Source organism: Methylovorus mays (assembly GCF_020531915.1).
Lineage (GTDB): Bacteria > Pseudomonadota > Gammaproteobacteria > Burkholderiales > Methylophilaceae > Methylovorus > Methylovorus mays.
In genome coordinates, this window is the sequence record NZ_JAJAVG010000008.1 from 1 (window position 1) to 13,185 (window position 13,185).

Sequence of the window (13,185 nt, forward strand, 5' to 3'; positions counted from 1 at the left end):
ATGTCATAGAGGCAAAAAATGAAAACACAGAGGGACGCAATCAAGACGATCCAGTAGAGGTTACGTTGCAGCGCAAAAACAGCCTCCCAGAACAGGGGGCGCAGTATGAAGAACCATATAAACGGACCAAACAGTCCGAACACAAGTATTGCAGCAATGCCAATTACCATAACCAGCACTTGCTTGAGGGGGGACATTCTCATGACATGAACTCACTTGTATAAACGGGAAATGACGGAAAGGTGGAGACGGCAAACATGGCCGGGTATGGCTTGACGTAGAGTCGAGTGGTTGGGCTTCTCAGGCGGACGGGCTCCAGCCCATCGGGCAGTATCTGATGGAGCGCGGGACATTGCAGGGTCAGCAGGGTCAGCAGGGTCAGCAGGGTCAGCAGGCGACGGGAGGATAACAGCGAGGAAAGCATGACAGGGAATCCGTGGCTAAAGGCGGGTTCGATCATGCACAGGATTGCGAAATCGGGAAATTGCCCTTAAGGGTAGAAATGACGCTGGGCGTAGTCCTTTCAACACCGATAATAAAAAAGCCCGCCAATGATGGGCGGGCTTTTTGTTTGGCTGAAGACTAAAGGATTAGTCGGCTTTTACACTGTGCGGGCCGCTGCCATGCACCAGCACAAACAACAGGCCACCGGCCATGGAGATGTTTTTCATGAAATGGATCATCTGATTTTGCGCCATGTCTGGGCTTGCTGCCCAGAAATCATGAAACAGGAATGCGGCTGCCAGGGTGAACAGGAACAAGGCAACAGCGGCCAGACGTGCACGGTAGCCGACGACGATCAGCAAGCCGCCACCCAGTTCAATGATAATGGTGAGGATGGTCACCAGGTCTGGCAGCGGCAAGCCTTTGCTGGCAATGTAGCCGGAGGTGTCAGCAAAGCCGCCGATCTTGGAAAAGCCAGAGAGGATGAAGATCAGCGCGATGAGGATGCGGCCGATCAATGGGCCGTGGCGATGTAGTGCTTGCATGAGAAAACTCCCTTAAAAGTAAAAAAATAAAAACCGAATGCTTCTGAAAATGGCCTGACTCACCCAGCTGAGGCTGAGTCAGGCAGTGCTAACACGATGGATAAACCGAGCGTATTTCTTATGCCAGGCGGCCTTCGCGATAATCGTGAATTGCCTCAAAAATCTGCTCCTGAGTGTTCATCACGAAGGGGCCATATTGCGCGATGGGCTCCTTGAGAGGACGACCCGCGATCAACAACAGACGCGTAGATTCAGACGCTGCAATGACAACGCCATCGCTGTCGCTCGTTGTCTTGAGTATCGCCATGCGCTGCTGTGGCACCTGACGTTCGCCAATGAGCGCCTCACCGCGATACACATACACCAGGGCATTGAACTCGGCAGGTATGTGCTGGGTAAAGCGTGTGCCTGCTGGCAAATGTACATCCAGGTATAGGGGCTCGGTGGTGTCACGCTGGATGGCACCGGCAACGCCGTGGCTTTCGCCGGCAATCACCCGCACCGTGACGCCATCGGCCGTGGTGAACTCCGGAATCTCGTCCGTTTGAATATCCCGGTAGGCGGGGTCCACCATTTTGTCCTTGGCGGGCAGATTGAGCCAAAGCTGGAAGCCTTCCATGGCACCTTCTTCCTGCTCTGGCAACTCGGAGTGAATAACGCCCTTGCCAGCCGTCATCCATTGCACACCCCCAGGGGCGAGCAGGCCTTCGTTGCCAGCGCTGTCCCGATGGCGCATGCGGCCTTGCAGCATGTAAGTCACGGTTTCGAACCCGCGATGGGGGTGATCAGGAAAGCCGCCGATGTAATCTTCCGGCTGATCGGTGCCAAAGGCATCCAGCATCAGGAAAGGGTCAAGCCGGCGTTGCAGGTGTTGCGTCAGCACGCGCGTGAGCTTGACCCCGGCGCCATCCGACGTGGCTTGGCCGATCACGATCTGCTCAATCGCTCTTGGCTGTGTCACGACTTCGTTTTGCAATGCAACGTCAGGTCTTGTGCTCATGGTTGCTCTCCTTTTTATACGATTAAATATGCCTTAGGCAGGGACCAGTTCTTGCAGTTGGCGATAAGCAGTATCCAGCGCGGCTTTTTCCGCGTCCGGGCCCATGGCCAGGCCTTCGGCATGAATGAATTCGACATCGCGCATGCCCAGAAAGCCCAATACCACTTGCAGATATGGCGTTTGGGTATCGGCAGGTGTATTGCGATAAATGCCGCCGCGTGCCAGCACCACATAGACCTTCTTGCCGGTCAGCAAGCCTTCAGGCCCATTGGCGGTATATTGAAACGTCACCTGGGCGCGCGAGATGGCATCAATCCAGTTCTTGAGTTGCACTGACACCCCCAGGTTATACATGGGTACGCCCAAGACCACGATATCGGCGGCCTGGATTTCGCTGATCAGCACATCATCCAGCACGACACGGGCTGCCTGCTCGGCATTGCGCTGGTCCGCAGGCGTGAACAAGGCCTGCAGCGCTTTTTCGTCCAGGTTTGGATGTGGGTTGCGGCCCAGGTCACGCACCGTCAATGTGGCATCGGCATGCTGGGCGAGCAAGCGCTCCACCAGGGCATTGGCCAGATGCGTGGAGTGTGAACCGACCGTACGGGCGCTGGAATTCACTTGCAGAATGTTCATGATGATCTCCTTGGTTAATGTGAAATGACGATGGAGACACTTTACATATTCCCAAATAATTGATTAAGTCGTTAAAATGGATATTATTGTTCCATCAATGGAAATATAAAATGAAGCTGGAAGCCAATGACTTGCTATTGTTTGCCCGTGTGGTGGATGAAGGAAGCTTCAGCCGCGCGGCTGACCGGCTGCATATTCCGAAATCCACCCTATCGCGCCGCATGGCGGCCCTGGAGACGCAACTGGGCGAGCGCCTGTTGCTGAGAACCACGCGCAAGCTGACCGTGACCGACTTTGGCAATGCCGTGTTGGCGCATGCGCATCAAGTAACAGCCGAGGTAGAAGCCACGCTGGCATTGACGCAACACCGGCAGGTTGAGCCCAGTGGTCGCCTTCGACTGTCAATGCCGGGCGATTTTGGGATCGACATCCTGCAGCCCCTGCTTGCCGAGTTTGCCATGCGGTATCCAACAATTTCGCTGGAGATGGATATCTCGCCACGGCGGGTGGATCTGATCGGCGAAAATTTTGACCTGGCGATTCGCATGGGCGATCTGCCAGACGACACATCGCTTGCAGCACGTCGCATCGCCACATTTGAAACCGGCCTCTATGCCGCACCGGCTTATCTCAAAAAACGCGGCACACCGCATGAACCAGAAGCGCTGATGGAACATGACGCACTACACCTGCTCACCCGGCGCGGTGAGCCCGCGCTATGGCAACTCAAACGCGATCAGGCGCAATGGCAAGGCACGCCCATCGGCAAAGTATCCGCCAATTCGCCTGCGGTACTGGTGCGCATGGCGATTTCGGGGCTGGGTATTGCCATGCTGGGTGAGCCGTTTGCGGAGCCTTACGTCAAGGCGGGGGAACTGGTGCAGATACTCGAGGACTGGCAATTACCCAGCGTTACGGCGTGGGCCGTTTTTCCTGGCCGGCGCCTGATGCCCGCACGCACCCGTGTTTTTCTTGACGCGCTCATGGCACGCTTTGCTGCGGCGGACTGCGAAAAGCATAAACGTTAACGCGAGAACGTGACGGCCACGCTACCAAGCTGATGGGATGAAACATGTGCAAACGCATGCGTTTCGAGCAATCTCAAGATACCCATGCCCGGCCAGTCACTTAAGCACACTATCCAGTATTCATCCGCGTAGTTATCCACAGAAATTGTGGACTAGCCAGCAGACTGGAGATGGCCTCAATGCCGCTGCCCATCAGGCGTTGCGTATACCCCCTCGCAACAAAAAAGCCTCGTCAGGTCTGACAAGGCTTTTTTTGAATCGGCGCTTTGGTAGCGCCTGAATAGAACTCGGAGCGCCGCTTTAACCGTATTTGCGGAACTGGCCTACGACTACACCAAAGATCTCCAGATTGCCTTGCGGGCGAATCACGGGATAGGCTTTATTGGCGGGTAGCAATACAAACTGGCCTTTTTCGCGGCCCAGTGTTTTCAGGGTGAATTCATTGTCCACAATAGCCACGACGATATCGCCCACATTCGCCACCTGCCGTTTTTCCACAATCACCACATCATCCGGCACGATGCCCGCATCAATCATGGAGTCGCCCTTGACGGTAATCAGCACAGTTTGCGAGGGGCGCTCGATCAGATAGTCATCAATGCTGAGGGTGTCGTGGCGATCACCACTGGCAGCAGAAGGGAAACCGGCCTGCACGGTACTCTCAGCCAGGATGCGCTCGAAAAAGCGCTTGCCGGGCTTGAGCCGCCGATCAGCAGTGGCATCAAGAAAGCCTTGCAGCTTGAAGCGGGCGACTAACGCTGTCACCGCGTTTTTTGATTTGAAACCGAGCATGTCTGCAATCACCGAATAGGATGGCAGGGTTTTATGCTCGGCGTAGTAGTCCTGGATGCGACCCAGGTAGTCAATATCGTTTCCCATACGCGTTACCATAATGTACGAACGTACACAAAGTCAAGCGTCACGTGTTTGCTCAATCCGCTTAATTGGCACGATAAGGTGCACGCTCTTCCAGTTCATCCTGGTATTGCTGCATATTGCTGGCTTCCATGGCGACAAAGCGGCGAATCGCGGATTCAAACTCCGGATTGGCAATGCGGTGAAACGAGCAGGTGGGCCGCGGCATGAAACCTCGCGCCAGCTTGTGCTCACCTTGCGCGCCTCCCTCAAAAAACCGGATGTTGTGCTCCAGGCAGAATTCTTGCGCCTGATAATAACAAAGCTCGAAATGCAAACCAGGTATGTAGGTCAGCGCTCCCCAATAGCGGCCGTATAAAGTATCGCCATCATATAAATTAAGCGCCGAGGCGATGGGCTTGCCATCCAGCTCGGCGATGATCAGTAACAGGTGCTCCGGCAGTGTGTGACCAATCTGCTCAAAAAATGCACGCGTCAGGTAAGGCGATGAACGATGCTCGTGGTAGGTATTGACGTAGCACGCATAGAAAAAATCCCAATCGGCAGGCTGAATATCCCGCCCCTGCAAGCGTCGGCAAACCACTCCAGTGCTGAGGATTTTCTTGCGCTCCTGTTTGATTTTCTTACGTTTATCGTGCGACAGCTGGCTAATGAATTCGGCAAAATCGCGAAACCCCTCATTCTCCCAGCGGAACTGTACGCCATCTCGCTGCATCCAGCCTTCTGCCTGTAAAGCCTCTGCTGAGGCCTGATCAGGAAACAGGATGTGACTGGAAGACAAGGCATTCTGCTCCATCTGCTGTTGCACGATCCTTGCGAGCAGGCGCTGAACTTCCTGCCGATGACTCAGCAGACGCGGACCGCTAATGGGAGTAAACGGGATCGCTACCAGCAGCTTGGGATAATAGCTGAGTCCATTCTGCTCATAGGCATTGGCCCAGGCCCAATCAAATACATACTCACCATATGAATGCTGCTTGAGGTAGAGCGGCGTAGCGCCTATCAGTTTGCCCTGCTCATGAACCGTAACGGGATAAGATTGCCAGCCAGTATCCTCGCCCACACACTGGGTATCCTCCAGCGCGCTGAAGAAGCGGTGACTGAGCAAGGGTGAGCCATCCGTCAAAGCATCCCACTCTTGCGCTTTGATCTGCGAAAAGCTGGTCGCTATATTCACTTCTATCGTCATAGCACTCCAATCACATGGCCAGGTTTACAGATGAAAGAGAGATATGGCGTGCAAGAGTTCATCGCCATATAGTGCAAGATGACATAAAAAAGCGGCTGATGCATCACATCAGCCGCCCCACCTGTCGTCAATTCACGACAATGTTTCATACCCCATTAAAATACACATACACATCAATGGGATAAGATGTGTAAAAAAACGACAGCCTATTTCTTCTTGCTTGTTGCGCTATCGACACCATGTCCAATGACTCCGCCGATGGCTGCGCCGCCCACTGTCCCAAGAGCACTACCGCCCGTGAGCACAGCCCCTGCTACGCCGCCAATACCCGCGCCGACGGCAGCGTTCTTTTGCTTGGTACTCATGCCTGAGCAGGCAGTGAGCACACCGATAAGCAATGTACTGATGACCAATTGTTTAGTAGCAACCATATTAATTCTCCTTATTACACGATCAATCAATCCTGAATAAAACCGCTTTATCCAGGTACTGCTGAATGACTATATGCAAGGATGATGCCAATAAAAAATGCCATTTAAATTCATACATTTAAATGGCATTCGCAATTAGAGCAGGAAATGATGGCTTATAGAGCGCGCTTTCGGCTATTCACCATGGCGCCTTTTTCCTTTACTTTGGGTGAGGATAGCACCTGCGCTTCCTCCCTGACCACCGGGATGGGACGTTGCTGGCGCTCAATGGCTTTGGCCTGCGCAGACTCCAGCTCTTCCATGGTAATCACGCCATCATTATTTGCGTCTACCTGACTGAAATGACGAGCAATCTGCGGCAGCAGTTCAAAGGCTTCAATACGGGAAATGGCACCGTCGTTATCTTTGTCTGCCTGGTCAAAGCGTGCCTGCAGGCGCTGATGCATTACCCGTCTACGCTCTTCAATCTGAATATGGGCAGGATCTACCGCACGGGAATATTCATACAGATCGCGGCGCAAGCGCATGTTTTCTTCGATGCTGATGTTGCCGTTTAAAGACTTGGCAGGGGCACTGTTATCGGGGGCAAGTACGAGGGAAGGTTTGGGCGCATCATCGTCTGCATTGTCGTTCGCATCCTTGGGAGCGGCGTACAAGACATCCACAGCGCCAATCATCAGGCAAGCAGCAATCGCAACATGCACACAACCAAACCGGGAAACCGATGAGATAGACATCATAGGATTGAAAAATCAGGCCGGACAGGCGCGACAGCCAGACGCCCGACAAAGATTGAAATCAACTACATTCATTGTTCCATTTCTCCACTTCTTGGGGGAGCGTTAATAGCCCCTCGCCTGATTCTGCAAAACATATTGCTTTGAGTGTTGGTGCGCTTGAGAATTCCGCATATTATTATTTGGTACGGTAGCCGTGATTATAATGAAGCAGGAATGTAAATCGAGTGTTTCACTGTGCAGCCCGAATGTAACAATTTGTGACAAAAATCACATTATATTCCCAAACCGCTAGCGGCTAACCGTATAATATTCCACATAATAAATCTCGCGACCCCAGACCATATATTGCTATGAACGCCATGCAAACCAACCCAAAAAAAATCCTGATGGTTGACGATGATCTCCGCATGCGTGAGCTGTTGCAACGCTACCTTAGTGAACAAGGCTTCAGCGTAAAAACCGTCTCCGATTCAACCGAGATGAATACCGTATTGAGCAGCGAGCATATTGATTTGCTGGTGCTTGACCTGATGCTCCCCAGTGAAGATGGTTTGGCCATCTGCCGCCGCCTGCGGGCTGCGGGCAGTACCATGCCCATCATCATGCTGACCGCACGCGGTGATGAAGTGGATCGTATTATTGGCCTGGAAATGGGCGCGGATGATTATTTGCCCAAACCATTCAATCCGCGTGAGCTGCTGGCACGCATCAATGCCGTCATGCGGCGCAATGAGCGCCCTGTGCCCGGCGCCCCCGCCAACAGCACAGAAACCATCAGCTTTGGCGAATTCGTGTTTGACCCATCCACACGCAGCCTGCTTAAAAATGGTGAGCAGATCACGATTACCAGTGGTGAATATGCCCTGCTTAAAGTGTTTGTGGATCACCCGCGCCAACCTTTGTCGCGCGATCGCCTCATGCAGCTGGCGCGTGGCCGCGAGCTGGATGTGTTTGACCGCAGCATTGACGTGCAGGTCTCGCGCCTGCGCCGCCTGATTGAAGCGGACCCTACACACCCCCGCTACTTGCAAACCATGTGGGGTTTTGGCTATGTGTTCATCCCTGACGGCGAAACCATCAAGCATTAATCAGGGCCGTGCCTTGATTGCTGCTTGCCACGACTGTTTATATTTCAATTGAGATTATTCCCGCGCACCCTGCTGGCCAGGGCCATGCTACTGATTGCCATTCTGCTGGTAATCGGCCAGTACGCCTCACTCAAAATCTTCGATTACTTCGAGCGCAAACCACGCGCCACAGCAGTTGCGCTGCAAGCAGTAACCGTCGTGAACTTCACTCGCGCATCGCTGCTTGCCGCTCATGAAAATCGCCGCCTGGCGCTTTTATCGGAGTTGTCGGGCAAGGAAGGCGTTCGCATTTACGCCGCAGACTTGCTGGAAGAAATCGAAAAGCTGCCGGATGATCCGGTGATTGCGCTGATAGCCGCCAAGATCAAGGAAAAGCTGGGCAATGAAACCATTGTGGCGGTGAATCATTTCGGCATCCCTGGTCTGTGGGTGAGTTTCACGATTGGTCAAGATGATTACTGGGTGGTCATTCCACGCATACAGGTGGATAGACCCTTCCCATGGCAATGGCTGGGATGGGGGGCGCTGGTCATCCTGCTTTCCCTGGCAGGTGCCTATTTGCTGGCCGCGCGCATCAACCGCCCTCTCAGCCTGCTAATCCGTTCAGCAGATCGCCTGCGTAAAGGTGAGCAACCGCCCAAGTTGCCAGAGGATGGCCTGGATGAGCTGAGCGATGTGAACCATGCATTTAATGACATGATGGAAGCCTTGGCCCGGCTGGATTCCGAACGTACCTTGCTGCTGGCCGGGGTTTCGCATGATTTGCGCACCCCGCTGGCCCGTTTGCGCCTGTCAGTGGAAATGCTGCCAAATGAACTGGGTGACAGCCTGAAAAACGGCATGATTCAGGACATCACGGACATGGATAACATCATCCACCAGTTCCTGGATTTCGTACGCGGGGTGGAGGGCGAACCGACGCAGATGATCGATATCAATGCCCTGCTGAAGTCGATTTATGATCGCCATACCCGTGCGGGCCGCCGCATGATCTTGCGACTGGCACCCACGCATCTGATACCGCTGCGTCCACTTGCCATGCACCGGCTGTTGGGCAACCTGATTGATAACGCCTTCAAATACGGCAGCAGCGAAGTCTCGGTTGAAACCAGAATCACCGCTGGCACCATTATCCTGAGCGTGCTGGACAATGGGCCTGGCATTCCTCCATCGCAGATCAGCCGCCTGTTGAGACCTTTTGAACGTCTGGACACCGCACGTGGCAATGAGAGTGGCAGTGGCCTGGGCCTGGCCATTGCTGACCGTATCGCCCGCCTGCACAAAGGCCATCTTGAATTGATCAACCGTCAGGAAGGCGGGCTCGAAGCACGCCTGATATTGCCTATCGTCAAGAATGTGGCAAATTAATTCTTATAAGCTCATGCAGGGCGATTAACGACTTGTCGCAAATCGCCTGCAGCTACTCTGCCGGGATCAGTCAGTTTTACCTTCAAACCACGCCAGCTTACTACGCAAACCAACGACACCGCCGATAACGATCAACGAAGGCGATTTCAGATGCGCCTCCGCGACCTTGGCGGCCAGATTCTGCAAACTTTCTGTCACCACGCGCTGACTGGGCAACGTCCCGTGCTGAACGACCGCTGCAGGGGTATCTGCAGAAAGGCCATGGGCAATGAGCTGCTGGCATATCTCTGATAACGCGGCCAGGCCCATGTAAATCACCACGGTTTGCTGCGGCCGCACCAAAGCCGTCCAGTCGAGGTCGACCGTACCATCCTTCAAGTGCCCGGTGGTAAAGATGCAGGTCTGGGCAAAATCACGGTGTGTGAGCGGGATCCCGGCATAGCTTGCCACGCCCGATGCGGCTGTCACACCAGGCACCACCTGGAAAGGAACACCATGCGCCATCAGGGTTTCGATCTCCTCACCACCACGCCCAAAGATAAAGGGATCCCCCCCCTTGAGGCGCAACACGCGTTTACCCTCTTGCGCCAGTCGTACCAATAATTCATTGATCTCCTCCTGCGGAAGGGTGTGCTGATCACGCGCTTTGCCCACATACACCAGCTCGGCATCACGCCGCACCAGTTCCATGACTTCCGGACTGACCAGCTTGTCATACACACAGACATCTGCCTGCTGCATCAGGCGCAAGGCACGAAACGTTAGCAAATCAGGGTCGCCAGGACCACCTCCGACCAGATAGACCTCACCACGAGGAGCATGGGCTGGTTGTTCAAGTTTTTGCACCAGCGCAGCTTCGGCTGCAAGCTCCTGCCCGGCAAGCACTTGTTCCCCTATGGGGCCTTGCAAGACATCCTCCCAAAACATCCGACGTTGCTGGGTAGTAGGAAAATGCTGCTTCACGCGCTCACGGAATCGCGCCGCCAGCGTCGCCAATCGTCCATAAGTCGCTGGCACCATGGTTTCAATCTTGCTGCGTATGCTGCGCGCCAACACCGGCGCAGCGCCACCGCTGGAGATGGCAATGACAATTGGCGAGCGGTCGACAATCGATGGCATGGTAAAGGTACACAAGGCAGGCGCATCGACCACATTGACCGGGATGTTGCGCGCCTGCGCTTGCTCCGACACCGCCTGATTGACCAGCTCATCATCGGTCGCGGCCACCACGAGGCGGGCGCCATCCAGCTGTTGTGGGTGAAAAGTCGCGGCGGTATGGAGAATGTCTCCCTGAGCAGCCAAGGCCTGCAGCTCAGGGTATAGATCGGGGGAACACACCTCAACGGCAGCCCCCGCTTTACGTAGCATGAGCACTTTGCGCGCCGCCACTTCACCGCCGCCAATCACTACGCAGCGCTGTTGCTTGATATTCATGAAAATTGGGAGTGCGTCCATCCCGCTATTTTACACGCGGGCCCTGCCTGCCCGTTTCAATTTTTCTCACGGATGCATCATGAAGCAGGACAAATAAAGGCAAAACATCATCGTAAAAGCCCGTCACCATCAGTCTGTTGACACTGTATTTCCTAAAAAACAGCCCAAGGGGTTTTGTTGTAATAAGAACCATTCTCATTATATAATCACTGCATACATCAACCATTCGATGGTGCAGCAAAGACTGCTCGCCATTAACTGCACCAGCCAGCGATTGCCAGCCCGTGCCTCACAGGAGGACACCATGCACGCCCGGCAGGATGCCATCATTGAAGCTTTTAGCCGCATGCGGCGCGACAGCGGTTTACGCCATAGAGAAATTGCCGCCACCCTGGAAATAAGCGAGGGGGAGCTGATCGCCGCGCATTGTGGCCTGGACACAGCCAGCTCCGATAGCGATATGCAAGCGACACGGTTACGGCCAGATTTCCCCCAGATCATCGCCGCGATTGAACCCTTGGGTGAAGTCATGGCACTGACGCGCAATGAGAGCTGCGTGCATGAAAAATCCGGTATTTATCGCAAGGTCAGCCATCAGGGCCCCGTCGGCCTGGTATTAGGCGGCAGCATAGACCTGCGCTTGTTTTATCAGCAGTGGCGCCATGCATTTGCGGTGGAAGATCACACCAGCAAAGGCTTGCAACAAAGCCTGCAGTTTTTTGATGTCACCGGCACAGCTGTGCATAAAGTCTTTTTGAAATCAGAAAGCCATGCTGCGGCATACGCCCTCTTGATCCAGCAGTTCCGCGCAGACGATCAGTCAGGCGGCATGATCGTGGAGGCCGCCCGTCCATTGGCTGTCGCGCTGGATGACAGCGATATCGACATTGCCGGTTTTCGGCGGGACTGGGCTGCCATGAAAGACACGCACGAATTCTTTGGCTTGCTGAAGCAATACAAGCTGACACGCACACAAGGGCTGCGCCTTGCGGACCCAAGCTTCTCCACAGCGGTGGCTCCCGATGTCATTACCCGCTTGCTACAGTCTGCTGCCGCGGAAAATGTCGCCATCATGGTGTTCGTCGGCAACCCCGGCATCATCCAGATTCATAGTGGCCCGGTGCGCAATATCAAATTGATGGGCCCCTGGATCAATGTGCTCGACGAAGACTTTAATCTGCACTTGCGGCAGGATCTGATCGCCAACGCCTGGGTAGTACGAAAACCCACGGAAGATGGCATCGTCACCTCGCTCGAATTGTTTGATGCACAGGGCGAAAATATCGCCATGCTGTTTGGGGAACGAAAACCCGGCAAGCCTGAGCTTGAATCCTGGCGTGCCTTGATCAACGACCTGACGGAAGCAACATGCAGCGCATGATCTCGGCACATCAGGAAGGGCAGGAAGGGCAGCCAGCCCTGCCATCGCGGCGGGCACATCTGCAACAATGGCTGGGGCTGGGCGCAATCGCATTTGCCGGGCTGCTGCCCCGCAGCGTGCATGCCGCCAATCAACGCCTGGTATGTGTCGGTGGTGCACTGACGGAAATTGTTTACGCATTGGGGGCATCTGCCGACTTGGCGGGCGTCGACACCACTTCGCTTTATCCACCGGCTGCACAGGCACTGCCCAGCGTCGGCTATGCGCGCACCCTGTCCGCCGAAGGCATTCTGGCGCTCGCACCTTCCATGTTGCTGGCAACGGAAGATGCCGGACCACCCACCGTCATTCGCCAGATCGAAAACGCGGGCATTGCCGTGCATGTACTCGCCGCCAACCATCAGTTTGAAGGCTTGCTGCAGCGCGTACAAAAAGTGGGCGAGCTCACCGGCCATGTACGTGAAGCCACCGAGCTGCAAACCCGCCTGCGCACTGAATGGCAACTGGTCCGAACGAATGTTGAAGCGCATTCAGCGGCGTCGCCTCGCGTGCTGTTTATTCTTTCGCACTCCATGTCGCAGGTCATGGTGGCCGGACAAGATACCAGCGCAGATGCCATGTTGCGCTATGCCGGTGCCAGGAATGCCATGCAGGGCTTCACTGGTTTCAAGCCGCTGACGCCGGAAGCCGTGATTGCGGCACAACCCGACATTATCCTGTTAACGGACCTGGGCCTGAAAGCCGCAGGCAGCAAAGCCGCGATTCTCAAGCTGCCAGGCCTGGCGCAAACACCTGCCGGGCGCAAGCAGCGCATCGTCAGCATGGAAACCATGCTGCTGCTCGGCTTTGGCCCGCGCCTGCCGCTGGCGCTGAAAGAGCTGGACCGCTCCCTGCAATCTGCCATGCAGGCAGGATAAGGTGAAAGCCGGCGTCTTCAATCATGCATATTTCATCTGCGGTACTCCCCAAAATACCCCACCGGAATTTTCCAGAAATACCACAGCGAAATAGCGACTTATGCCATC

15 protein-coding genes are annotated in these 13,185 nt (G+C 54.8%); 5 read left to right on the forward strand and 10 right to left on the reverse strand.

The genetic code is table 11. The annotated features are described in order from the left end of the window. The 5 genes from LG203_RS10415 to LG203_RS10435 all read right to left on the reverse strand — a co-directional run. On the reverse strand, positions 1-197 hold a 197-nt coding region (locus LG203_RS10415; protein ID WP_230345703.1), incomplete at its 3' end, for a hypothetical protein. Between the two features lie 2 nt (positions 198-199). Beyond that, complete coding sequence (locus tag LG203_RS10420) at positions 200-424, reverse strand: hypothetical protein (protein WP_230345704.1); 225 nt, start codon at positions 422-424, stop codon at positions 200-202. Between the two features lie 166 nt (positions 425-590). Continuing rightward, entirely contained in the window at positions 591-989 is a 399-nt protein-coding gene (locus LG203_RS10425; RefSeq protein WP_230345705.1) for a DoxX family protein, read from the reverse strand. Between the two features lie 118 nt (positions 990-1,107). Next, positions 1,108-1,989 (reverse strand): pirin family protein, encoded by an 882-nt coding sequence (locus LG203_RS10430; RefSeq protein ID WP_230345706.1) that lies wholly within the window; start codon positions 1,987-1,989, stop codon positions 1,108-1,110. Between the two features lie 33 nt (positions 1,990-2,022). Next, a complete protein-coding gene (locus LG203_RS10435) occupies positions 2,023-2,625 on the reverse strand; it encodes an FMN-dependent NADH-azoreductase (RefSeq protein ID WP_230345707.1) in 603 nt (200 codons plus the stop codon). Between the two features lie 110 nt (positions 2,626-2,735). Between LG203_RS10435 and LG203_RS10440 the strand changes: the two genes are divergently transcribed. Next, complete coding sequence (locus LG203_RS10440) at positions 2,736-3,653, forward strand: LysR family transcriptional regulator (RefSeq protein ID WP_230345708.1); 918 nt, start codon at positions 2,736-2,738, stop codon at positions 3,651-3,653. Positions 3,654-3,953: 300 nt separating this feature from the next. Here the strand turns inward: LG203_RS10440 and LG203_RS10445 are convergent, their stop codons facing one another. The 4 genes from LG203_RS10445 to LG203_RS10460 form a co-directional block, all read right to left on the reverse strand. Continuing rightward, positions 3,954-4,532: a LexA family protein gene (locus tag LG203_RS10445; protein WP_230345709.1), complete on the reverse strand. Its 579-nt coding sequence runs from the start codon at positions 4,530-4,532 to the stop codon at positions 3,954-3,956. A gap of 61 nt (positions 4,533-4,593) precedes the next feature. Further along, positions 4,594-5,718 (reverse strand): GNAT family N-acetyltransferase, encoded by a 1,125-nt coding sequence (locus LG203_RS10450; RefSeq protein ID WP_230345710.1) that lies wholly within the window; start codon positions 5,716-5,718, stop codon positions 4,594-4,596. Positions 5,719-5,924: 206 nt separating this feature from the next. Continuing rightward, on the reverse strand, positions 5,925-6,149 hold the full coding sequence (locus tag LG203_RS10455) for a glycine zipper 2TM domain-containing protein (protein WP_230345711.1): 225 nt from the start codon (positions 6,147-6,149) through the stop codon (positions 5,925-5,927). Between the two features lie 155 nt (positions 6,150-6,304). Further along, entirely contained in the window at positions 6,305-6,889 is a 585-nt protein-coding gene (locus LG203_RS10460; protein ID WP_230345712.1) for an EF-hand domain-containing protein, read from the reverse strand. A gap of 359 nt (positions 6,890-7,248) precedes the next feature. Here LG203_RS10460 and ompR point away from each other — a divergent pair, with 359 nt between their 5' ends. Further along, positions 7,249-7,977 (forward strand): osmolarity response regulator transcription factor OmpR, encoded by a 729-nt coding sequence (gene ompR, locus LG203_RS10465; RefSeq protein WP_041362827.1) that lies wholly within the window; start codon positions 7,249-7,251, stop codon positions 7,975-7,977. Between the two features lie 84 nt (positions 7,978-8,061). Beyond that, on the forward strand, positions 8,062-9,345 hold the full coding sequence (locus LG203_RS10470) for an ATP-binding protein (RefSeq protein ID WP_041362305.1): 1,284 nt from the start codon (positions 8,062-8,064) through the stop codon (positions 9,343-9,345). Positions 9,346-9,411: 66 nt separating this feature from the next. On the opposite strand, the gene cysG is transcribed toward LG203_RS10470, so the two are convergent. Further along, the gene (gene cysG, locus LG203_RS10475) at positions 9,412-10,800 is read right to left on the reverse strand and encodes a siroheme synthase CysG (RefSeq protein WP_230345713.1); all 1,389 of its coding nucleotides are present in this window, start codon (positions 10,798-10,800) and stop codon (positions 9,412-9,414) included. 208 nt (positions 10,801-11,008) lie between these two features. Here cysG and LG203_RS10480 point away from each other — a divergent pair, with 208 nt between their 5' ends. Next, on the forward strand, positions 11,009-12,160 hold the full coding sequence (locus tag LG203_RS10480) for a hemin-degrading factor (protein ID WP_230345714.1): 1,152 nt from the start codon (positions 11,009-11,011) through the stop codon (positions 12,158-12,160). Next, the gene (locus LG203_RS10485; protein WP_230345715.1) at positions 12,148-13,077 is read left to right on the forward strand and encodes a heme/hemin ABC transporter substrate-binding protein; all 930 of its coding nucleotides are present in this window, start codon (positions 12,148-12,150) and stop codon (positions 13,075-13,077) included. Before LG203_RS10480 ends, LG203_RS10485 begins: the two co-directional genes overlap by 13 nt. The last annotated feature ends 108 nt before the right edge of the window (positions 13,078-13,185 follow it).

What these genes read in the sequence shown, in the direction of transcription:
- LG203_RS10440 (WP_230345708.1), top strand. Translation starts at nt 2,736, where the DNA reads ATGAAGCTGGAAGCCAATGACTTGCTATTGTTTGCCCGTGTGGTGGAT.
- LG203_RS10460 (WP_230345712.1), bottom strand. Translation starts at nt 6,889, where the DNA reads ATGATGTCTATCTCATCGGTTTCCCGGTTTGGTTGTGTGCATGTTGCG.
- cysG (WP_230345713.1), bottom strand. Translation starts at nt 10,800, where the DNA reads ATGGACGCACTCCCAATTTTCATGAATATCAAGCAACAGCGCTGCGTA.
- LG203_RS10445 (WP_230345709.1), bottom strand. Translation starts at nt 4,532, where the DNA reads ATGGGAAACGATATTGACTACCTGGGTCGCATCCAGGACTACTACGCC.
- LG203_RS10420 (WP_230345704.1), bottom strand. Translation starts at nt 424, where the DNA reads ATGCTTTCCTCGCTGTTATCCTCCCGTCGCCTGCTGACCCTGCTGACC.
- LG203_RS10480 (WP_230345714.1), top strand. Translation starts at nt 11,009, where the DNA reads ATGGTGCAGCAAAGACTGCTCGCCATTAACTGCACCAGCCAGCGATTG.
- LG203_RS10450 (WP_230345710.1), bottom strand. Translation starts at nt 5,718, where the DNA reads ATGACGATAGAAGTGAATATAGCGACCAGCTTTTCGCAGATCAAAGCG.
- LG203_RS10455 (WP_230345711.1), bottom strand. Translation starts at nt 6,149, where the DNA reads ATGGTTGCTACTAAACAATTGGTCATCAGTACATTGCTTATCGGTGTG.
- ompR (WP_041362827.1), top strand. Translation starts at nt 7,249, where the DNA reads ATGCAAACCAACCCAAAAAAAATCCTGATGGTTGACGATGATCTCCGC.
- LG203_RS10430 (WP_230345706.1), bottom strand. Translation starts at nt 1,989, where the DNA reads ATGAGCACAAGACCTGACGTTGCATTGCAAAACGAAGTCGTGACACAG.
- LG203_RS10470 (WP_041362305.1), top strand. Translation starts at nt 8,062, where the DNA reads ATGCTACTGATTGCCATTCTGCTGGTAATCGGCCAGTACGCCTCACTC.
- LG203_RS10435 (WP_230345707.1), bottom strand. Translation starts at nt 2,625, where the DNA reads ATGAACATTCTGCAAGTGAATTCCAGCGCCCGTACGGTCGGTTCACAC.
- LG203_RS10485 (WP_230345715.1), top strand. Translation starts at nt 12,148, where the DNA reads ATGCAGCGCATGATCTCGGCACATCAGGAAGGGCAGGAAGGGCAGCCA.
- LG203_RS10425 (WP_230345705.1), bottom strand. Translation starts at nt 989, where the DNA reads ATGCAAGCACTACATCGCCACGGCCCATTGATCGGCCGCATCCTCATC.